General features: G+C 44.9%; 16 protein-coding genes. 12 read left to right on the forward strand and 4 right to left on the reverse strand.

Annotated elements, in window-relative coordinates; genetic code table 11:
• The first annotated feature begins 42 nt into the window (after nt 1-42).
• The 3 genes from thrC (at nt 43) to ACW12G_RS02185 (ending at nt 3,432) form a co-directional block, all read left to right on the forward strand.
• The gene (gene thrC, locus ACW12G_RS02175) at nt 43-1,533 is read left to right on the forward strand and encodes a threonine synthase (protein WP_455647173.1); all 1,491 of its coding nucleotides are present in this window, start codon (nt 43-45) and stop codon (nt 1,531-1,533) included.
• Between the two features lie 85 nt (nt 1,534-1,618).
• Complete coding sequence (gene glyA / locus ACW12G_RS02180) at nt 1,619-2,851, forward strand: serine hydroxymethyltransferase (protein WP_010003658.1); 1,233 nt, start codon at nt 1,619-1,621, stop codon at nt 2,849-2,851.
• A 47-nt stretch (nt 2,852-2,898) separates the two neighbouring features.
• Nucleotides 2,899-3,432 (forward strand): 5-formyltetrahydrofolate cyclo-ligase, encoded by a 534-nt coding sequence (locus ACW12G_RS02185; RefSeq protein ID WP_146976819.1) that lies wholly within the window; start codon nt 2,899-2,901, stop codon nt 3,430-3,432.
• A gap of 57 nt (nt 3,433-3,489) precedes the next feature.
• Here the strand turns inward: ACW12G_RS02185 and ACW12G_RS02190 are convergent, their stop codons facing one another.
• Nucleotides 3,490-3,789, reverse strand: coding sequence for a hypothetical protein (locus ACW12G_RS02190; protein ID WP_029509328.1), 300 nt, complete (start codon nt 3,787-3,789; stop codon nt 3,490-3,492).
• The gene (locus ACW12G_RS02195) at nt 3,789-4,691 is read right to left on the reverse strand and encodes an N-acetylmuramoyl-L-alanine amidase (RefSeq protein WP_227783894.1); all 903 of its coding nucleotides are present in this window, start codon (nt 4,689-4,691) and stop codon (nt 3,789-3,791) included. The genes ACW12G_RS02190 and ACW12G_RS02195 overlap by 1 nt, the downstream gene beginning before the upstream one ends.
• A gap of 154 nt (nt 4,692-4,845) precedes the next feature.
• Between ACW12G_RS02195 and ACW12G_RS02200 the strand changes: the two genes are divergently transcribed.
• The gene (locus ACW12G_RS02200) at nt 4,846-6,093 is read left to right on the forward strand and encodes an acetate/propionate family kinase (protein WP_227783893.1); all 1,248 of its coding nucleotides are present in this window, start codon (nt 4,846-4,848) and stop codon (nt 6,091-6,093) included.
• Between the two features lie 92 nt (nt 6,094-6,185).
• On the opposite strand, the gene ACW12G_RS02205 is transcribed toward ACW12G_RS02200, so the two are convergent.
• Entirely contained in the window at nt 6,186-8,429 is a 2,244-nt protein-coding gene (locus ACW12G_RS02205; protein ID WP_455647174.1) for a leucine-rich repeat domain-containing protein, read from the reverse strand.
• A gap of 403 nt (nt 8,430-8,832) precedes the next feature.
• On the opposite strand from ACW12G_RS02205, the gene ACW12G_RS02210 reads away from it, so the two are divergent.
• From ACW12G_RS02210 to ACW12G_RS02225, 4 genes are read left to right on the forward strand one after another with little or no spacing between them, the layout of a single operon-like run.
• Nucleotides 8,833-9,627, forward strand: a complete 795-nt coding sequence (locus tag ACW12G_RS02210; RefSeq protein ID WP_455647175.1) for an NEAT domain-containing protein — start codon at nt 8,833-8,835, stop codon at nt 9,625-9,627.
• A 1-nt stretch (nt 9,628) separates the two neighbouring features.
• Nucleotides 9,629-10,483 carry an ABC transporter substrate-binding protein gene (locus ACW12G_RS02215; protein ID WP_455647176.1) on the forward strand — a complete coding sequence of 285 codons (855 nt, stop codon included), beginning with the start codon at nt 9,629-9,631 and terminating at the stop codon, nt 10,481-10,483.
• Entirely contained in the window at nt 10,480-11,385 is a 906-nt protein-coding gene (locus tag ACW12G_RS02220; RefSeq protein ID WP_227783890.1) for an iron chelate uptake ABC transporter family permease subunit, read from the forward strand. The genes ACW12G_RS02215 and ACW12G_RS02220 overlap by 4 nt, the downstream gene beginning before the upstream one ends.
• Complete coding sequence (locus ACW12G_RS02225) at nt 11,375-12,010, forward strand: ABC transporter ATP-binding protein (protein ID WP_455647177.1); 636 nt, start codon at nt 11,375-11,377, stop codon at nt 12,008-12,010. The genes ACW12G_RS02220 and ACW12G_RS02225 overlap by 11 nt, the downstream gene beginning before the upstream one ends.
• Nucleotides 12,011-12,046: 36 nt before the next feature.
• Here the strand turns inward: ACW12G_RS02225 and ACW12G_RS02230 are convergent, their stop codons facing one another.
• Nucleotides 12,047-12,985: a dihydroorotate oxidase gene (locus tag ACW12G_RS02230; protein ID WP_455647178.1), complete on the reverse strand. Its 939-nt coding sequence runs from the start codon at nt 12,983-12,985 to the stop codon at nt 12,047-12,049.
• Nucleotides 12,986-13,085: 100 nt separating this feature from the next.
• Between ACW12G_RS02230 and ACW12G_RS02235 the strand changes: the two genes are divergently transcribed.
• From ACW12G_RS02235 to spxB, 4 genes are all read left to right on the forward strand, one after another.
• Nucleotides 13,086-14,969, forward strand: a complete 1,884-nt coding sequence (locus tag ACW12G_RS02235; protein ID WP_455647180.1) for an ABC-F family ATP-binding cassette domain-containing protein — start codon at nt 13,086-13,088, stop codon at nt 14,967-14,969.
• A 74-nt stretch (nt 14,970-15,043) separates the two neighbouring features.
• Nucleotides 15,044-15,910, forward strand: a complete 867-nt coding sequence (gene dprA / locus ACW12G_RS02240) for a DNA-processing protein DprA (protein ID WP_455646517.1) — start codon at nt 15,044-15,046, stop codon at nt 15,908-15,910.
• Between the two features lie 38 nt (nt 15,911-15,948).
• Complete coding sequence (gene topA / locus ACW12G_RS02245; RefSeq protein WP_455647181.1) at nt 15,949-18,054, forward strand: type I DNA topoisomerase; 2,106 nt, start codon at nt 15,949-15,951, stop codon at nt 18,052-18,054.
• A 388-nt stretch (nt 18,055-18,442) separates the two neighbouring features.
• The coding region (spxB, locus tag ACW12G_RS02250) for a pyruvate oxidase (protein ID WP_455647182.1) at nt 18,443-20,142 on the forward strand (1,700 nt) is incomplete at its 3' end.

Consider the following 20,142-nt stretch of genomic DNA (forward strand, 5'->3'; position numbering starts at 1 on the left):
TTATAATCTAACTTAATGACTCAATATTAAAGGAAATCATGTATGCTTAATTATGTTTCAACACGTGGTGAAGCACCAAAGGTGACCGCCAGCCAAGCCATTTTAAACGGTATTGCGCCAGATGGTGGGCTCTATGTCCCTGAAGTGTGGCCACCCTTAACATTGGATTGGGAAAAATTAAAAAGTCAGACGTATCAAGAAATTGCCACACAAATTTTTGATGGTTTTTTTGATGATTTTAGTGTGGCTGAAATCGACCATATTATTACGAAAGCTTATGGGAACCAGTGGGCGCAGCGTGACGTTGTCACGTATCACCAAGAAGATCAACTCACGTATATGGAGCTGTTTAACGGCCCAACACTGGCCTTTAAAGATGTAGCTTTACAAGCGTTGCCGCATTTGATGACCGCCGCTGCTAAAAAGCAGCAGATTACGGACACGATGGTTATTTTAACGGCCACGTCTGGCGACACGGGCACGGCAGCGATGCGCGGCTTTGGTGATGTCCCACAAACAGAGATTGTCGTCTTTTACCCTGAAGTGGGTGTGAGTGAGATGCAGCGACAACAAATGCAAACTGAAGCGGCCAAGAATGCCCATGTGATTGCCATTACGGGTAATTTTGATGATGCCCAGAAAGCGGTAAAATCGTTGCTGTCTGAAAAGGACTTAGTGGCTGATTTAGCTGCCCATCATCAACGTTTTTCATCGGCTAACTCAATTAATATTGGGCGCTTGGTCCCACAAATTGTTTATTATATTCATGCCTATGCACAATTAGTTAACCAAGGTCAAGTGCAAGCCGGTGAACCGGTCACAATTGTTGTCCCAACCGGTAATTTTGGGAATGTGTTGGCTGCTTATTATGCCAGCCAAATTGGGTTACCAGTACGACAATTTGTTGTGGCGTCCAATGAAAATCATGTGTTAACTGACTTTTTCCAGACGGGCCGTTATGATCGGCAACGTGCATTTAAAGTTACCAACGCGCCGGCAATGGATATTTTGGTGTCAAGTAACCTGGAACGCTTGCTGTATTTTGCCAGCGGCCGGAATACAGCTGAAGTGAAACGTTATATGCAAGACCTCGCTGATAAGGGCGCCTATGAGGTCACGCCTGAAACGCGTCGTCAACTCAGTCAATTTATGGCTGGCTTTGCCACGCAAGAACAGGTGACAAAGACAATTCAAGCCGTATTTGATCAGACGCAGTACACCATTGATCCACATACGGCTGTTGGCCGTTTTGTCTTGTCAGAACAAGCGATTAGTGGCCCAACTTTGCTAGCAGCGACGGCGAGTCCGTATAAGTTTGCGGATACGGTGTTGACGGCATTAGGTGCGCAATCTGAAACAGGTTATCAAGGTTTGGCCCAATTAGCCCAACTCACGCAAACAACCATTCCAACAGCAGTCGACACCTTGTTTGCACAACCAATTTTGCACCGTCAGGTGATTACACCCGCGCAAATTGAAAAGACGTTCCGCCAAGAATTGTTTTTAAACGAACATTTTAATGAAATAATATAAATAATTCGTTATTATACGTATAATTAGAAACAAAAAAATGGTTAAATACTTTATAATTAAGTCATTAACGTATTAGGAGAACATCATGTCATTTAAAGAACGTGACCCTGAAGTGTGGAGCGCCATTCAACAAGAAGGTGCCCGCCAAAACCGCACGATTGAATTGATTGCATCGGAAAACTTTGCCTCAAAAGGTGTCCGAGCAGCACAAGGTTCTGTATTAACGAACAAGTATGCTGAGGGTTATCCCTACAAGCGTTACTACGGTGGTACAGAGTATGTCGATGTGATTGAACAACTTGCGATTGATCGTTTGAAGGCGCTCTTTGGCGCTGAATATGCCAATGTGCAACCCCATTCTGGTTCACAAGCAAATGCTGCGGCTTACATGGCGTTCTTAAAGCCTGGGGACCGTATTTTGGGGATGGATTTGGATGCCGGTGGACATTTGACACATGGTGCGAAAGTATCATTCTCCGGTAAAATGTACGAATCATTTACTTATGGTTTGGATCCTGAAACAGAACAATTAGATTATGAAGCCATTGCGCAACAAGCACGTGAAGTGCAACCACAAATGATTGTTGCTGGGGCGTCAGCTTATTCACGTATTATTGACTTTGACAAGTTCCGCGCGATTGCGGATGAAGTTGGTGCTTACTTGATGGTTGATATGGCGCACATTGCCGGCCTTGTAGCTGCTGGTTTGCATCCAAATCCAGTTGGCATTGCGGATGTTGTGACGTCAACAACGCACAAGACATTGCGTGGTCCACGTGGTGGTGTCATTTTGTCACAAGAAAAGTATGCTAAGCAATTGAACTCAGCAATTTTCCCTGGTTCACAAGGTGGGCCATTGGAACACGTGATTGCAGGAAAGGCGATTGCCTTTGGGGAAGCGTTGCAACCTGAATTCAAGACTTATGCCGCACAAATTATCAAGAACGCCCAAGCCATGGCAGAAGTATTCTCAGAAACTGAAGATATTCGCGTAGTGGCCGGTGGTACGGATAACCATTTGTTTAACTTAGACCTGACGAAGACTGGCTTGAATGGTAAGCAAACGCAAGAATTATTGGATTCTGTGTCAATCACAACCAATAAAGAAGCCTTACCAAATGAAACACTCAGCCCATTCATCACTTCTGGTATTCGTATTGGGACACCTGCTATCACAACGCGTGGTTTCAAAGAAGCTGATGCCCGCCGTGTGGCTGAATTAATTGTGACAGCCATTCACAATTATGATGATCCAAAGGTATTAAAAGAAGTGAAAAAAGAAGCCGAAATTTTGGCCATGACACACTTATTTGAATAATGGCAAGTCGGCCTAGGCCGACTTTTTTTATTGGAGGCGATAAGAAGATGCATACAAAACGTGATTTGCGACAAGTACAAAAGCAAAAACTGCAAGCATATCAAGGACCGGACCGTTTAACTGAAGAGACTGCGTTACGGGCTAAACTATTTAATACGGCGCAATGGGCCGCAGCAAAAACCATTGCCGTGGTACTCAGTACACCTATGGAACTGAACACACAGCCAATTATTGCCCATGCTTGGGCCAATGGGAAACAAGTTGTGGTACCAAAGATTGTGGCGAAACAGATGCAGTTTGTTGCGATTACGCCGCAAACGGCATTTACGGCAGGCGCGTTAAACATTCAAGAACCAGAGGAAGACACAGTGTATCCACCAGAAAACATTGATCTGGTGATTGTCCCTGGCTTAGCTTACACGAAACAAGGCGGGCGTTTAGGTTTTGGCGCTGGTTATTACGATCGGTTTTTGTCGACTTATACGGGCCAAACTATTGCGCTGGCCTTAACCCCGCAATTACTTGAGACGTTGCCATTAGAACCCCATGATCAAGTTATCGACCAAGTGTTGACACGTTAATTTAAACACATAAAAAAACCACGCTGAAATAGGTTAGCGTGGTTTTTGTGTGACGTTTTAGTCGACGAGGGGTAAAATATTGACGATTGAAATGCGATCACTCTCGTCATTTTTTAACCGGTCAATAATTTCATGATAACGGCGTTCTGACAAAGGTTCTTTGGTTTCAAAGGTCAAAATTTTGTTATCAATGTGATTATTCGTACTTGGATATTGTTCAATCCGGTAAATAATTAATAATTTCCGGTAAGCAAAGGGCTGGACAATCATCCCGTCTAAATGTTCTTCGACTTGTTCTGTTGTTTGGTTCGCAATATTTGCGCTTAATGCTTGTTTTGTCTTTTTAAAAAATGCCATTATTTCTTTCCTGCTTCATTGTCAAAATACGTTGTGAGTCCCTTGGTAATCGCATTGGCAATTTGTTTTTGGTAACGTGTTGATTGAATCTTTTTGAAATCCGAGGGATTGTTGATGTAACCTAATTCAAGTAATGTGGCTGGCTGCGAAGCACGATTTAAGACCACATATTTGGCGGTGTCCATCCCGCGATCAGTCATGGGTAAGCTATTTAAAGCGTTATGCAGTGCTGAGGTTAGGGCTTGGCCATTTTCTTGATAATAGTATTGGGTAATACCGGTGGCATCAGTTGCGCTGTTCTCATCCCCAGCGTGATCGAAGTGAAAGGAGATTTGCGCATCAGCACGGTACTTGGTCGCGAGCTTTGGAATGTCTAATAAGGGGACTAGCACATCTGAATCACGCGTCATTAAGACACGCGCACCCGTTGGGGCCAACGCATCACGTACTTGACGTGCCGTACGTAAGGTATACGTCTTTTCGTGATACTTACCATCGGCTGATGATGAGCCATTGTCACCAGACAAACCATTATAACGCTTGTTTGGGTTACCACCATGCCCAGGATCTAAAACAATCGTGGCTTCACTTATCGGTGTGGCGTGCCGTAAGGTATGCGATTTAGCCACCCAACTCGCCACCCAACCAACTTTTTCATTATCAGCGCGCCGTACTTGATACCAACCTTGATCATCTTTTAAGACAATTAAGTCGGTGCCACGTTTTAAGGTCGCCAGTGATCGGTACTGTAAGCCAGGCCCCGAACGCAATTGCACGTTGTCTGGCCCGGTTGAGATTTTGTCTTTATTGGCGAGCGAGTAAACTAATCCAAAAGTTGTCATTAAGACGAAGACGCTAATACTCACGCCGATGAGATTGCTTAATAACCATTTTTTTATCATGTTTTACCTACTCAAGCGATTGTTATCCATGTATAAATATTGTACCATATTTCGCGCTAGATCAACGTGACCTTTACCCGTAAAAAATGTTACAATTGAATTATGACATAACAGGAACTGTTATGAATACATTTAAAGGTTAAAGGTAAACACGATGTCAAAAGTAATGGCGGTTAACGCTGGTAGCTCATCACTTAAATTCCAATTGTTGGAAATGCCTGAGGAAAAGGTATTGATGCAAGGTATTATTGAACGTATTGGTTCAGATAATGCTGAAATTTCAATCAAGTACGGTAATAATATCGAACCAAAGCGTTTGATCGGTGCCGAAGAAGGGCATATCACATTAACTAAAAACGGCGGCAAGAAGTTTGAACATGAAATGGCCATTAAGGATCATGAACAAGCAATTGACGTGCTATTGCAAAAGATGACAGATCTTGGCATCGTGAAGGACTTTAACGAAATCACTGGTGTTGGTCACCGTGTCGTAGCCGGTGGTGAATGGTTTAACCACTCTGTTGTTGTTACTGACGAAGTGCTTGCTAAGATTGATCGTTTGGGTGATTATGCCCCATTGCACAACCCAGCCAACGCCATGGGTATCCGTGCCTTCCAAAAGTTGTTGCCAGATGCTTTGTCAGTGGCGGTGTTTGATACATCATTCCACCAAACAATGCCAGAAAAGAACTATCTTTACAGCATTCCTTACGAATATTATGCTCGCTACGGTGCGCGTAAGTATGGTGCCCATGGTACGTCACACCGTTACGTGACAGAACGTGCGGCTGAAAAGCTTGGTATTCCATTGGATCAATTCAACGCAATTTCATTCCACTTGGGTGCTGGTGCATCAGTTACAGCGATTAAGAACGGTAAGTCATACGACACATCAATGGGCTTCACACCATTGGCTGGTTTGACAATGGCGACACGTTCAGGTGATGTTGACCCATCATTGATTTACTATATTCAAGAACGTGAAGGTTTGACAAACGAAGAAATGTTGTCAATCTTGAACAAGAAGTCAGGTTTGTTGGGTATTTCAACAATTTCAAACGACATGCGTGATTTGGAAGAAGTCCAAGAAACACACCCACACGCTAAGTTGGCACTTGATATGTTCTATGACCGTGTCATTCGTTACGCTGGTCAATACTTTGCGGAACTTGGTCGTGTTGATGCCGTCATCTTTACTGCTGGTATTGGTGAAAACGATACCGTGACACGTGCGAAGGTCCTTGAAGCCTTGTCATTTGCCGGTGTGAAGTTGGATGCCGAAGCCAACAATGTGCGTGGTAAGGAAACTGTTTTGACAACACCTGATTCATCAGTAACTGGTTTGTTGATTCCAACAAACGAAGAATTGATGATTGCCCGCGACGTTGAATCATTGCGTTAATACAATTTAAACGCGACACAATGCTGTGCCGCGTTTTTTGTTGGCCAAAAAAGCCGCTGTTTTAAATCAAAACAGCGGCTTTTTTTAATGGCTTATTTTCGCAAGACACGGAAGCTATAAAGCCCAAGGACACTAAGTAGTGAAACCGTGAAAATGGCAATTTGAGCACCGTGGTGTTGGGTTATTTTTTTCGGGGCGGGGTTGGGGTGTGTCGTCGCAGCTTTTTGCGGCTTAGTTGCATGAGACACAGGCGCTTTTTTAGCGGGCGTAGCCGGCGCCGGGGTCGATTTGGGTGCTGTTGGCACAGTTGCAGCCGCTACTGGTGACAGCGGCTGTTTTGCAGTGGTTACAATTTGTGCCATCAGGCTTTTGGTGGCCTGAGGTTGCGCTGATAATACTGGTAACAGTGGTTGCAATGCGCTTGGTTGGTTGTGAGCCAATAGGGGTGTAGCCGCCTGATCAAACACCTGATCAGGTTTTAGTTGCAGATCAGGTGTTGTCTGCGGGATCTCAAAGATTGGCGCAGGTGATGTCGGCGCAGCATTGGGATCTTGTGATAATTTGAAATAGACTTGATAAGCATGATGATAGTCAAAACCAGGCAAATCAATGGCTACTTGCATATCTTCCAAAATAGCGGGTTGGGCTAATTCGGCTGCTGAAAGTGGCAACGTATAGGTGAGAATATAGGCACTTCCAACCAGGTCAGCAGAAACTTGAGTGGCCTGCGTAAAGGCAATACTGTCTTTACCGTAGTTAGCGGGGACATTCGCGGTGAAAGTCAAGCTACCTGAGCCATCCGCGTGTCGGGTTAACGTCGCTGTTGGTAAAATGTAATTGCTTGCCACGGAGGTTAAGTTCTGATTGTCGCCTTTCATAACGGACAATGTCACTGGTTCTGGTACAACATCAGGTGTTGGGGTGGGAGTGACGACAGTCTGCGCCAATTTAATTGGTTGGATGAGGGACCCGCTAAATCGACTACTGAGTTTGTTAGCCCCAGCTGCATTGTCCCATGAGAAGCTAGTTTGCCCATCGCCAGTCAGACCTGAATAGTTAATTTGGTCAAGATTGACAGTGGCATTTAGCCCGCTTTGATACGTTAGCGGGATCACGGTACCGTCAATGGCTTTAGCCGAGAGACGCGTGTTAAATTGGGCGGCATCACTGGGGATAGTCAACGTTGGCATGGTGACAAATTGGAATTTAGCGTTGAGGTAGGTCAGCTTATTGAGCATTTTTAGTGGACTCAAATCCCGTACTTGGTTACGTAAAATAGTTAAATTTTCGAGTTGGGTGAGATTTGCCAAGGGCGCCAAATCCGTGACTTGGTTATTGGATAAAGATAAATTCGCCAACTGAGTCAGCCCAGCTAGCGGTGATAAATCGCTAACGGCATCTTTACTGAAATCAAGATCGGTTAATTGTTTTAAGCCGGTCAATGGCGACAAATCAGAAATGGTCCCGTTGAAATCAATCGCCAAATCTTGCAGGCTTGTCATGTTCGTCACGAGTTTCAAATCTTGGTTAGTCATGCCTAATTGTGAGAGATTTAGTTTTTTGAGTTGGGTTAAACGCTGTAACACACTAATGTTTGTTTGTGGATTATTCCCAGTTGTGAGGCTGGTGAGGTGGCTGAGATTTGCAACAGGGCGCCAATCTGCGATTTGGTTACTACCAAGGCTTAATGTCGTCAGCAACGGAAAGTTTGCGAGTCCGTTCACATCTGTGAGTTTGTTTCCGGATAAATCAAGCGTAGTGAGGGGAGCAGTTGGCGCCAGTGGTGGTAGCGTGGTGAGCTTGCTGTTGACTAACTTAAGCGATTGTAGTTGTGTCAGTTGCGATAAACCGGCCAGTTGCTGTGGGGCTGCACCATAAGCATCCCCAACCAGGTTTAGCTGTTGGATGGGCACTTGCCCTAATTTTGCTAAATCGGGGAGTTGATCAGCTTTATTTAGCCGTAAGCTCAGGTCGGTTAATTGCGTTAAGTGCTGCAGTGGTGTTAGGTCGCTGATGGCATTGCCGGTCAAATCTAATTGTTGTAGATTTTTGGCGAATTCCAGCCCTTTTAAATTGGTCACATCGCTATACGTTAAATTAGCCGTTGTTAATTTGGCCAAATTGGCTTGTGTCAGTGGGACATCTGGTCCGAGTAGCTGTTGCAAATTGATTTGCAAATTTTTATCGGGCAACCAAGTTGCTAAATCTGGTTCAGGTTGCGCGAGAGTTTGTACACTACCTGAAACGTCAGCGGCAGCAATTTTCTGGGGTGACGTGGCAACGACTGTTGCAAGTGCGGCAGTTGCCAAGAAAACCGTCACGTGTTTTCGACTCATGAGCTATTATCCTATCTTTCTTTCCTATTCTACTGTCAAAGGGACTAAGGCATTATTGTATCGCATTGCTTCTCATTTCACAATTTTATACAAAGGGTGATAATACCTGGACTACAAGCGCATGAAAAATAGCCGACAATCCCCAGCCAGCAAGGTATTTCACGTTTATCAAAGGGCATATAATGAGGTGTTTGACCAGTTTTATTGGAAATACGTCAATTGTAATAAAATGCTCGTGTTGCTACGGGGCCAATGGGTCACACGTCTTATCGTTTGATAAATTTATCACATTATAAAACTTTTTGACTTGTCAAAACGATATAATGGGTCTATTGCCTTTTTAGGGGTTGCCGTGATGAAAACGGCAACGGTGAGAAAGAAATAACGTTTGGTGGAGGTTGGTGTGTTTAAAAAAATTATTTTTGGGTGTCTAGTTGGCGCCATTGTTGGGACTGCTAACATGACTAGTGTGCAGGCCCAAGCAGTGCCTTACCAGGTTTTGAAGTACAGCACGCATGACGTCTCGTATGCCAGTGCTTATTTTGTGACGCCTGGTGACTTAGTGCCAGCTGGCGACCAGTATCGGGCGCAACTTATCATTGCAACGCAGCACGAGTTGGGCCGGTTTCCAGTGACTATTTTGACGATTAATCAACAAAAACCAACGGTCACCCAGAGCACACAAGGTAATACCGACTATTATACGTTTAGCTTTCTGGTCAAAAATCCCAATACGCTTTTAAGTGGCACGATGAAAGTTGACGTTGCGAGTTTAAATTATCACCATACTTATGATTTTAATTTGCAGTTTGACGCCAAAAATTTGCCAGCAGTTGCGCAACCAAAAACGGCTGCCGCTACAACTGGGCAGGCTCAGCCAACAGCGCCAGCATCAGCTAGCCAGACACATAGCTCATCTAACACGACCGCAGCCGCATCGTCGCAGCAAGTGGTGCCGTCAGCTAACAGTAGCAGCAGTGTTCAACCAGCCGTCGATCAACCAACGCCAGCGGCTACGTCGTCATCAGCCGAAGTATCCGCTGCGCAACCCGCTCCTGTCGCCAAAGCAGCAACCGCAACGCATCAACGTCATCAACAAGCGCCGCTATGGCCGGCAGCCTTAGCAGGGGTCTTGTTGGGCGGGCTTGGTATCGTTGGTCATATGATTTGGACCAAAAAACGACAGAAAGTGGGTTAACATGGCTAAAAAACAGGTGTTTGTTAGTGGCGTGATTTTGATAGTGCTCCTAATCGGTGGTGTTGGCTACGCGGTGGCACAACGGCAGGCGCAACCAGCAAACCGACCGGTTGCGACAACAATGGCACAAGTGGCGATTTTTGATCGGTTAGGAGTACCGCTAGCAGCTGTGCCGACCAGTCAAGAACCGCTACCAGCGCGTTATGCGCAGTTGCCAAAAGTCGGCAACCATGTGAGTGTTAATTTTGAACAAATTCTCCGTGTTCATCCCAGTGTCGTGTATGTTGATGCGGCTTTAACGGCGGATTATGCTACAAAACTAAAAGCCAGCCAGATTAAAATGACGACACTTGATTTTACAACTTACCAGCAGCTGACGCGCAATATTTTACAACTTGGCATGACTTATCATCAAGTTGCAGCAGCCCAAAAGTTACTGAGATCACTTAAATTACCACCAAAAACGCTTAAAAAACCCGTGAAGGTTTTAATTTTGGTGGGGATGCCTGGCGGTGGCTTCTTGGTGGCAAATGCGCACAGTTATCTCGGTGATTTGGTTAAACGCGCCGGCGGTGAAGTCGTTGGCGGTGATGTGAATCAATCTTTGACCACACCAAATCCACAAGCGATTGCCCAAGAAAATCCAGCTGTTGTGATACGACTGGCTCATGCGATGCCAACCCAGGTCAAGCAGAGTTTTGATCAAATATTTCAGCAAGCGCCTTATGCGCATTTAAAGGCGACGCAATCAGGTCAAATTCATGATGTTTCGGCCCCTGATTTTGGTATGACGGCGAACTTACAAGTCGTGACGGCCTATCGCGACATTCAACAATGGCTGGCGGTGGCGCAATGAGACGATGGGGGATGCTGATCTTGTATCTGAGTATTGTGTTAGTTGTGGTGATAACGTTAGGTGTCCCGTTAAGACAGCAATGGCCGAGTTGGGATATTTTTTGGCAATTGCGCTTGCCCCGCGTGCTGTTTGCTTTAATCGGTGGCGCAATGCTAGCAGTTAGTGCCTTGATTTTCCAAACAACTTTACGACATCACTATATTGATGCCAGTATGCTAGGTTTGGCGAGTGGCAGTGAGTTAGGCCTAGCCTTATTGACGGTGGTTTGGGCGCCCGCGCTGACCTATCGCGTGGCCATTGGGGCCGTGCTGGCGATGGGGTGGTTAGTCGTGTTGCGCCGCAGTGTCTTAAAAATGGGCCATCAACCCTTATTGTTGCCACTGGGTGGCCTCGCTTTGGCATTGTTTTTCAATGCTGGCACCAGTTTACTGACTAACCAACAAGGTTTGCTGGGAAAATCATTGGCCAATGTGACCGTGACCGACACTTGGTTGTTAACCGTGATTGGCTTGCTGGGGTTAATCTTCATACAATTACGATCGGCACAATTAGCATTATTTGCTTTGTCGCAGGGCCATATTGCGCGTCTGGGCTATCCTGAATCACGATTAAGTTGGCCCTGGCAGCTCGTTGCAGCCGGTTATATTGGTGCGGTGAGTGCTGTATTAGGGACGATTTTTTTTGTGGGGCTAATCGTAGCGCAATTAGTACGTTTTTGGTTTGGTGGCAGTGCGCAGCAACGGTTGTTGCCAACTGCGTTGTTTGGCACATTGGTCTTGAGTTTGAGTGATATGCTGGCACATAGTAGCCGCTATCCGATTGAATTACCCACTGGGGCAATGCTGATGTTACTAACAGCCCCATTTTTTATGGTTTTATGGTGGCGACAATATGAAAATTAATGACTTAACCCTACCACGTGATCTATTGCATGAGCAGACGGTATGCTGGCCTGATCAAGGGATAACCGTGATGCTTGGTCAAAATGGGGTTGGGAAATCAACGTTACTAGCTGAATTAGCCCGTCGATTACCGGAAGCGGCTTATTTACCGCAAAAAAATGACATTTACGACGATATTTCGGTACAAGCGGTACTAGCACTGGGCCAGCAACGTGCGACCCAACTGCCAAGTCTTGATGTGGTGGCGGCATTTGATCTCGCACCTTTACTGAAAATGGCCATGCGGACACTGTCTGGTGGCCAACAACAGCGCGTTTGGTTAGCGTTTATGCTGGTTCAACAGGCACCAATTTTACTACTAGACGAACCATTGTCAGCTTTAGATTTACGCTATCAAAAACGGTTGACGCAGTTACTGATGACAGCACAGACAAGTGTCATCATGATTGTGCATGATTTAAACTATGCGCAACGGGTAGCAGATTGGATTTGGGTGATGCATGAGCAAACCATCCTTGCTGGTACGCCAAAAGAGATGCTGACGGATACGTTATTATCCGCTGTTTTCCAGACCACGATTCAACATCAGGTCACAGTGGCCGGGCACCGCTATTTTGATACTTAAGCACTAAAAAAAGCAATCCATGTGGATTGCTTTTTATTAATCGATTGTTTTGAGTTGACCGCGGACTTGATCCAATGAGGTGAAGCCTTTTTCTGCTAAAATGGCGGCTAATTCAGTTTCCAGCCGTTCAAAGACGCCAATGCCTTCAACTGCCAATTGTGAGCCAACTTCAACCAAATCGGCCCCACATAACACATGGTCATAAACATCACGGCCAGTTGTGACACCACCAGTACCAATAATTTTGATATCATCACGCAAGCGATCACGCAAAGCCCGAACATTAGCTAATGCCGTGGCTTTTACAATAGTGCCACCCAAACCACCATAGCCGGCTTTTGTCTTAATCTCAACAGTATCAGCTTCAGGATCAATGACCAAACCATTACCAATTGAGTTAATCGTGTTGACAAACGCGAGCGGGAACTTGTTTAAGATAGCGGCAATCATGTCAAAATGTACAATATCAAAATATGGGGGTAATTTAACGCCCAAAGGCTTAGTGAAGAAGGCGAATGCTTCGGTTAAAATAGCTTCGGTTGCTTCAAAGTCGTAAGCTGTTTGGGGCTTGCCTGGGACATTTGGACATGAGAGATTCAATTCAATCAAGCTGCCAAAATCTGAAGCTTCCAGTCGACGCAACATGTCTAAATTATCTTGCTTGGAAAGACCAGCAATTGAGAAGAAAATAGGCTTATCGGTTTCCTTTTGTGAGACGTAATCCATGTAGTAGTCAAACCCAGCATTGGGCAAGCCCATTGAATTAATCGTGCCAAGATTTTGTGCCATTTCGTAGTAACGTGGCGTGGGGTTACCTTCACGCAAGGCGGGTGTTGCCGACTTTGTCACCACGGCGCCAGTGTAATTGGAAGCTAGAACTGTGTCGAGCTCTTCTTTTGTCTGGCACATTACTCCAGCAGCATTCAGTAAAATGTGGTCAAAATTAAAATTTTGAATGGCGGCAGTTAATTGCATGTTTCGTCTCCTCAAATTCGTCAAAGTTCGCAAAATGTTAGTCCAAGTATATCAAAAAAATAAGCCGATAAAAAGGCCAAAGGTTGGGTATAATAGAAGTATGAAACAATTTAGAGTAGAAAACTTAAAAAGTACTTACGGCGAAAAAGTGTTATTTAACGATATCTCTTTTTTAATCACAGAAGGTGATCGGATTGGCTTAATTGGTGTCAATGGGTCGGGGAAAACCTCGCTTTTGAATGCCATTGCTGGTGTCAATCCAGCTGATGCCGGTCAAATCATCACGCAAAATGACTATACCATTGGGTATTTGACACAGAATCCGGACTTGGATCCAGATGCTCGCGTGATGGATGCAATTTTGTCGGGGGATCAACCCATTTTTCAAACGATTCGGCAATACGAATATGCGTTGCAACATTTTGGTGAACATACGACTGATGAGAAGGCAGCCCAACAGTTTGAGGCGGCCCAAAATGCGATGGATCGTGATGACGCTTGGACAACTGAAGCGCATATTAAGGCGATTTTGACGCAATTGCACATGCCAGATTTACACCGAAAGGTCAGCGAACTTTCCGGTGGTCAGCGCAAGCGTGTGGGGTTGGCCCAAGTGTTAATTGAAGCCCCGGACTTGTTGATTCTTGATGAGCCAACCAACCATCTTGACTTTGATTCGATTGCTTGGTTGGAAAAGTTTTTGGCCAATTATAAAGGCGCTGTCTTGGTTGTGACCCATGATCGGTATTTCTTAGATGCCGTGGCATCGCGTATTTTCGAATTATCATTTGGTGAATTATACGAATATAAAGGGAATTATCAGGATTATATGACCGGCAAGGCTGAGCGGATCGCCCAGTCAAGAATTGCCGAACACAAGCAACAGCAGCTCTATAAGCAAGAACTGGCCTGGATGCGTAAATCAGCACGGGCACGCACAACGAAGCAAACAGCCCGTGAAAACGCCTTTGCTGAACTAGAATCACAAATGGGAACGCTGAAGGTAGATGACGATGTTGCCGTGAATTTAGGACAACAACGACTAGGGAAAAAAGTTATCGTCATTGAGCATGCGCAGTTACAGTTTGGCGACAAACGGATTTTGGATGACTTTAATTTGCGTGTTGCGGCGGGCGATCGGATTGGGATTACGGGTGAAAATGGCGCAGGGAAGACCACTTTTTTGAATGCCATTGCCGGGCAACTACCGTTAACCAGTGGCGTGATTGAGTTAGGCGAGACCGTTAAGATGGCGTATTATACGCAAGTAACGGAAACGATTCCTGAGGATAAGCGGGTAATTGCTTATCTATCTGATGTGGCCAGTTCGGTTACGGATAAAAATGGCAATCAAGTTAGTGTGTCTGAACTGCTGGAACAATTCCTATTTCCACCGTTTATGCATGGTACGTTGATTCGTAAATTGTCCGGTGGGGAAAAGCGCCGTCTGTATCTCTTGAAACTATTGCTCCAGCAACCCAATGTGTTGTTACTGGATGAACCAACAAATGATTTAGATATTAGTACATTGACAGTTTTGGAAGATTTCCTGAATGATTTTGCGGGTGCCGTGATGACGGTATCACACGATCGGTATTTCCTTGATAAAGTGGCGAACCAACTGTATATGTTTCAAGGTGATGGCGTGGTGACACGGTATGATGGTTTGTTTAGTCAATATTTGGCCCAACAAGCAGCAGAAAAAACGGCTCAAGCTGCGAATGTGGTCCAACCAAAACCAACAACACCAGCTGCGCCAGCTAAAAAGAAACTCACTTATCATGAAAAGAAGGAATGGGAAACGATTGAAGACGACATTACCGAATTGGAAACGCGTCTTCAAGCTATTCCTGATGAAATGGCTAAATTTGGCACGGATTATGTGAAATTAGGCGAATTACAAAAGGAACAAGATCAACTCGAAGCCGCGTTAGAAGAAAAGATGTTGCGCTGGGAATATTTGAGTGAGATTGTCACAGGCTAAAAACGATCTGGTAACAGGTCGTTTTTTTTTGAGCACGAGTGGCCGAAAACGTATGATGATTTAAGGAGTTTAACATGAACTTAAATCAACAGTTACTTGCCATCCATTTGACAGATGGTATGGGGGCTAAAGCAGCACGTGCTGTGGTAACAGCCGTCACAGCGGTGCAGGTACCAACCATTTATCCTTGGCCGTTAGATCTTATTTTATCTTTTGGCGATCAACGCAGCCATCATTTGATCCGGCGGACATATAGTAGTGCAGTTGAACGCGCGCAACAGTGGTCGACACCTTATATGACGTATTTTGATGCGTGTTATCCAGGTCGTCTACGAGAAATTTATGACGCGCCACTGGTCTTGTTTTATCAAGGTCATCTAGAAGCTTTAAGGTTACCCAGTCTATCCGTTGTGGGGACGCGAACAGCTACGCCATATGGTCTAGCCGTGTTGCGGTCGTTATTACCTGATGTCGTGCGGCAAGACGTCGCGATTGTGTCGGGTTTAGCAAAAGGCATTGATGTGATGGCGCATCAAATGACGTTGGCACAACGTGGCGTACCGATTGCCGTCATTGGTACAGGTATCGATGTGGGTTATCCCAAAGCGCACCATCACTTGCAAACCCAAATTGGCGAACAAGGATTGGTCTTAAGCGAATATCCACCTGGCACCGGACCGCAAAAATCCCATTTTCCCGCGCGTAATCGTATCATTGCTGGGCTGTCATCAGCGACATTAGTTGTTGAAGCGAAACAACATTCAGGTAGTTTAATCACGGCTAATTTTGCCTTACAGGAAAATCGTGATGTCCTAGCAGTGCCGGGGACAATTTTTTCAGCAACCGCACAAGGCACTCATGAATTGATTCAATTGGGTGCAAAATTAGTCGCAAAACCAACCGATATTCTCGAAAGTGTCCAAAACCTAGATACAATCTGATATGCTATATAATAAGAAGTGATTGGTAGGCATATCAAATGGTAGATACAGCAAAAAAAGCGACAAAAACAACAAAAAAAACAGCAACCAAAAAGCCGGCAAAGCGCAAGACGACGACTAAAGCCAAGAAAAATTTAGTGATTGTGGAAAGTCCATCAAAGGCTAAAACAATTGAAAAATACTTGGGGAGTACGTATAAAGTTATTGCCAGTCTTGGGCATGTGCGTGATTTGCCGAAGTCCACTTTAGGTGTTGATGTTGATAATGATTACGATCCGAAGTACATTACGATTCGTGGTAAAGGGGATGTGATCAAGGGACTGCGTAAGGAAGCAAAAGCGGCTAAAAAAGTTTATTTGGCAAGCGATCCGGATCGTGAAGGGGAAGCCATTGCTTGGCACTTACAACATCTGCTTGATTTGGATCAGGACCAACCGAATCGCGTTGTGTTTAATGAAATTACCAAAGATACGGTCAAAAACGCTTTTAAAACACCACGGACAATTAATCAGGACCTCGTTGATGCGCAACAAGCGCGACGTATCCTTGATCGCTTAGTGGGTTATTCCATTTCACCAATTCTTTGGAAAACGGTTAAGCGTGGTTTGTCAGCTGGTCGCGTACAGTCTGTTGCGTTGGGATTAATCATTGCCCGCGAACAAGAAATTCAAGCCTTTGAACCAGAAGAATACTGGACATTAGATTCTGAATTCAAAAAATCACGGGCTAAATTCAAAGCCACGTTTTATGGCGTAGATGATCAAAAAACAAAATTGCCGGATCAGGCGCATGTGCAAGAAGTCATGCAACGTCTTGATCGTGAAGCGGATTTTGAGGTTGTTGCCGTAGAAGCCAAAGAACGGAAGCGCAACCCGCAGCTACCGTTTACCACGTCAACGATGCAACAGACAGCTAACACGCAGCTTAATTTCCGGACGCGAAAAACAATGATGACCGCCCAACAGTTGTATGAAGGGATTAACTTAGGGCGTGGCATTGGTCAAGTCGGTTTGATTACCTATATGCGTACGGATTCAACGCGTATCTCAACCGTAGCACGCAACGCAGCGGCACAATATATTCATGAAACTTGGGGGCCGGAGTATTCACGCCACCAACCGTTAAAAGGTGATTTGCCAGAAGGTGCGCAAGATGCCCATGAAGCGATCCGACCAACGGACGTCATGCGCACACCCGCCAGTATCAAAGATAAATTAACCCCTGATCAGTTTAAGTTGTATAGTTTAATCTGGTCACGATTTGTGGCCAGCCAAATGACACCTGAAATCTTGGACACGATGGCCGTCACGATTAAGCAAAACGGCGTGACGTTCCGGGCTAATGGGTCTAAAACTAAATTTCAAGGGTTTACCAAGGCGTATCCAGCCGCAAAAGAAAAAGATAATGCGCTACCAGCATTAGCTGTTGGCGATCAGATTCGGTTAGCCAACATTAATCCGGAACAGCATTTCACTTTACCACCAGCACGGTATACAGAAGCAGCGCTGATTAAAGCGTTAGAAGAAAACGGGGTTGGGCGACCATCAACTTATGCGCCAACGCTAGATACCATTCAACGTCGAAATTATGTCAGAATTGATGCGCGTAAGTTTGTGCCAACGGAATTAGGGGAAATCGTACAAAAAATTGTCGTGGATAATTTTCCCGATGTCACGGATATACAGTTTACTGCTCGTATTGAACACGAGTTAGATGAAGTTGAAACGGGTGATAAGCAGTGGGTACCCGTGATTGATGCATTCTTTAAGCCATTTTCAAAAGAAGTTGATAACGCTGCTGCAACCTTAGAAAAAGTCATTATGCACGATGAACTAGCTGGGATGGACTGTGAGGTTTGCGGATCACCGATGATTGTTAAAATGGGCCGGTATGGTAAATTCTTTGCTTGTGCACGTTTTCCTGATTGCCGACATACACAAACCATTATTAAAGAAATTGGCTTAACATGTCCAAAGTGTCATAAAGGCCAAGTGGTTGAACGCAAAACGAAGAAACAACGGACATTCTATGGCTGCTCACGCTATCCAGATTGTGATTTTGTCTCTTGGGAGAAGCCAACGGATAAAACCTTAGCTGATGGGACAACACCAAAAGAAACCGTAACAACAGACAATCAAAAATAATATTGTGTGATCATGATCAAAGATAGGTCATGGCACACAACCAAAATCAGTAAAAACGGCTGCCAGCAATGGCCGCCGTTTTTTACATTATATCGAGGGATATGAGGAGTTGTAGGCTATTTTGGAAGTAGTCATGATAGCTGTCATGAAATTCACTGGGATAGGAAAGTGAATTTGACGTGTCAGTGAAAAAGTTACATTACGATAGCGCGCGAGTTATTTTGTGATAATTTTTTCATGTAATGACTAGTAGTGCTGATTTAATCACGCTAGATATCACGAAGGTAATGGGTTTGGGGCTTGCTATTATATCGGCCATGACCTATACTAAGTATGTGAAATGAAAGCGCTTCCAAAAAGCGATCATATTTTGAAGGAGAGTAGTAACATGTCAGGTAATAAAATTTCAGCGGGTCTTGCGGCACTAAAAGTAATGTCAGGGTGGGGTGTCCATACAATGTATGGGATTCCATCTGGTACTTTGAGTGGTTTGATGAATGCCATGGGGCATCCTGATAATGACATTAAGTTTCTTCAGGTAAAACATGAAGAAGTTGGCGCAATGGCCGCTGTGATGCAATGGAAATTCGGTGGCAAATTGGGTGTGACAGTGGGATCAGGTGGTCCTGGGGCCACACATTTAATTAATGGGCTTTATGACGCTGCGATGGATAATATTCCAGTGTTAGCCATCTTGGGCTCAAAGCCTGTTCGTGAATTGAACATGGATTCATTTCAGGAATTAAACCAAAACCCAATGTACGAAAGCATTGCTGTTTATAACCGTCGTGTTGCCACTGCGGAACAATTGCCGCATTTGGTTGATGATGCGATCCGCACGGCCATTGCTAAACGTGGTGTTGCTGTGTTAGAAGTCCCGGCTGATTTTGGCTTTACGGAAATTGATGCTGACGCACTTTACTCTTCACCGCTTTATTCATCAGGTTTGACTTATAAAGAATACCGCTCAGCCCCAGTGGACGAAGCTGATATTGATGCAGCAGTAGAACTGTTGAACCAAGCGAAGCGACCAATCATCTATGCTGGAATTGGGACAATGGGACATGGCCCAGCCGTCCAAGAATTATCCCGTAAGCTTAAAGCACCGATTATTACGACAGGGAAGAACTTTGAAACATTTGAGTGGGATTTTGAAGGCTTTACCGGCTCAACGTTCCGTGTTGGTTGGAAACCAGCCAACGAAGCTGTTTTGGAAGCTGATACGGTCTTGTTTGTGGGCACAAACTTCCCATTCTCAGAAGTTGAAGGGACTTTCCGCAATGTTAAGAAGTTTATCCAAATTGACAGCAATCCTGCCATGCTAGGTAAGCGTCACCGCAATGATGTGGCGATCTTAGGTGATGCTGGCGATGCCATTACGGCAATTTTGGACAAGGTAACCGCAGTACCTGAGTCACCATGGTGGCAAGCCAATGTTAAAAATATTCAAAACTGGCGTCAGTATATGAATCGCTTGGAACAAAAGACTGAAGGTGATTTGCAAGCTTATCAAGTCTATCAAGCAATTAATAAGTATGCCGACGAAGATGCGATTTTCTCAACTGATGTTGGAAATGTCACCCAAATGTCAGTGCGTCACCTGCACATGACGCCTAAAAACATGTGGCGGACGTCACCATTATTTGCCACAATGGGCATTGGGTTGCCAGGTGGGATTGGGGCTAAAAACACTTATCCTGACCGACAAGTCTGGAACTTAATGGGTGATGGCGCTTTCTCAATGACATACCCAGATGTGGTGACTAACGTGCGTTATAACTTACCAGTAATTAACGTCGTGTTTACCAATACGGAATATGGCTTCATTAAAAATAAGTATGAAGATACGAATACGTATAACTTCGGTGTTGACTTTACCGACGTTGATTATGCGAAGATTGCGGAAGCCCAAGGGGCAGTTGGTTTAACTGTGCGCCGCATTGAAGATGTCGATCGGGTTGTGAAAGAAGCCGTTGACTACTACAACCAAGGTCGCGTGGTTGTGATTGATGCAAAAATCACGAAGGATCGACCAATCCCAGTTGAAACGTTAAAGCTTGATCCAAAGTTGTATAGCGAAGATGTCAT

This window comes from Leuconostoc sp. (genome assembly GCF_965300815.1).

Coding starts and splice junctions, on each gene's coding strand:
- glyA (WP_010003658.1), top strand. CDS start 1,619: ATGTCATTTAAAGAACGTGACCCTGAAGTGTGGAGCGCCATTCAACAA.
- ACW12G_RS02190 (WP_029509328.1), bottom strand. CDS start 3,789: ATGGCATTTTTTAAAAAGACAAAACAAGCATTAAGCGCAAATATTGCG.
- ACW12G_RS02225 (WP_455647177.1), top strand. CDS start 11,375: ATGAAAATTAATGACTTAACCCTACCACGTGATCTATTGCATGAGCAG.
- ACW12G_RS02230 (WP_455647178.1), bottom strand. CDS start 12,985: ATGCAATTAACTGCCGCCATTCAAAATTTTAATTTTGACCACATTTTA.
- ACW12G_RS02205 (WP_455647174.1), bottom strand. CDS start 8,429: ATGAGTCGAAAACACGTGACGGTTTTCTTGGCAACTGCCGCACTTGCA.
- ACW12G_RS02215 (WP_455647176.1), top strand. CDS start 9,629: ATGGCTAAAAAACAGGTGTTTGTTAGTGGCGTGATTTTGATAGTGCTC.
- thrC (WP_455647173.1), top strand. CDS start 43: ATGCTTAATTATGTTTCAACACGTGGTGAAGCACCAAAGGTGACCGCC.
- ACW12G_RS02185 (WP_146976819.1), top strand. CDS start 2,899: ATGCATACAAAACGTGATTTGCGACAAGTACAAAAGCAAAAACTGCAA.
- ACW12G_RS02220 (WP_227783890.1), top strand. CDS start 10,480: ATGAGACGATGGGGGATGCTGATCTTGTATCTGAGTATTGTGTTAGTT.
- ACW12G_RS02195 (WP_227783894.1), bottom strand. CDS start 4,691: ATGATAAAAAAATGGTTATTAAGCAATCTCATCGGCGTGAGTATTAGC.
- dprA (WP_455646517.1), top strand. CDS start 15,044: ATGAACTTAAATCAACAGTTACTTGCCATCCATTTGACAGATGGTATG.
- ACW12G_RS02235 (WP_455647180.1), top strand. CDS start 13,086: ATGAAACAATTTAGAGTAGAAAACTTAAAAAGTACTTACGGCGAAAAA.
- ACW12G_RS02200 (WP_227783893.1), top strand. CDS start 4,846: ATGTCAAAAGTAATGGCGGTTAACGCTGGTAGCTCATCACTTAAATTC.
- topA (WP_455647181.1), top strand. CDS start 15,949: ATGGTAGATACAGCAAAAAAAGCGACAAAAACAACAAAAAAAACAGCA.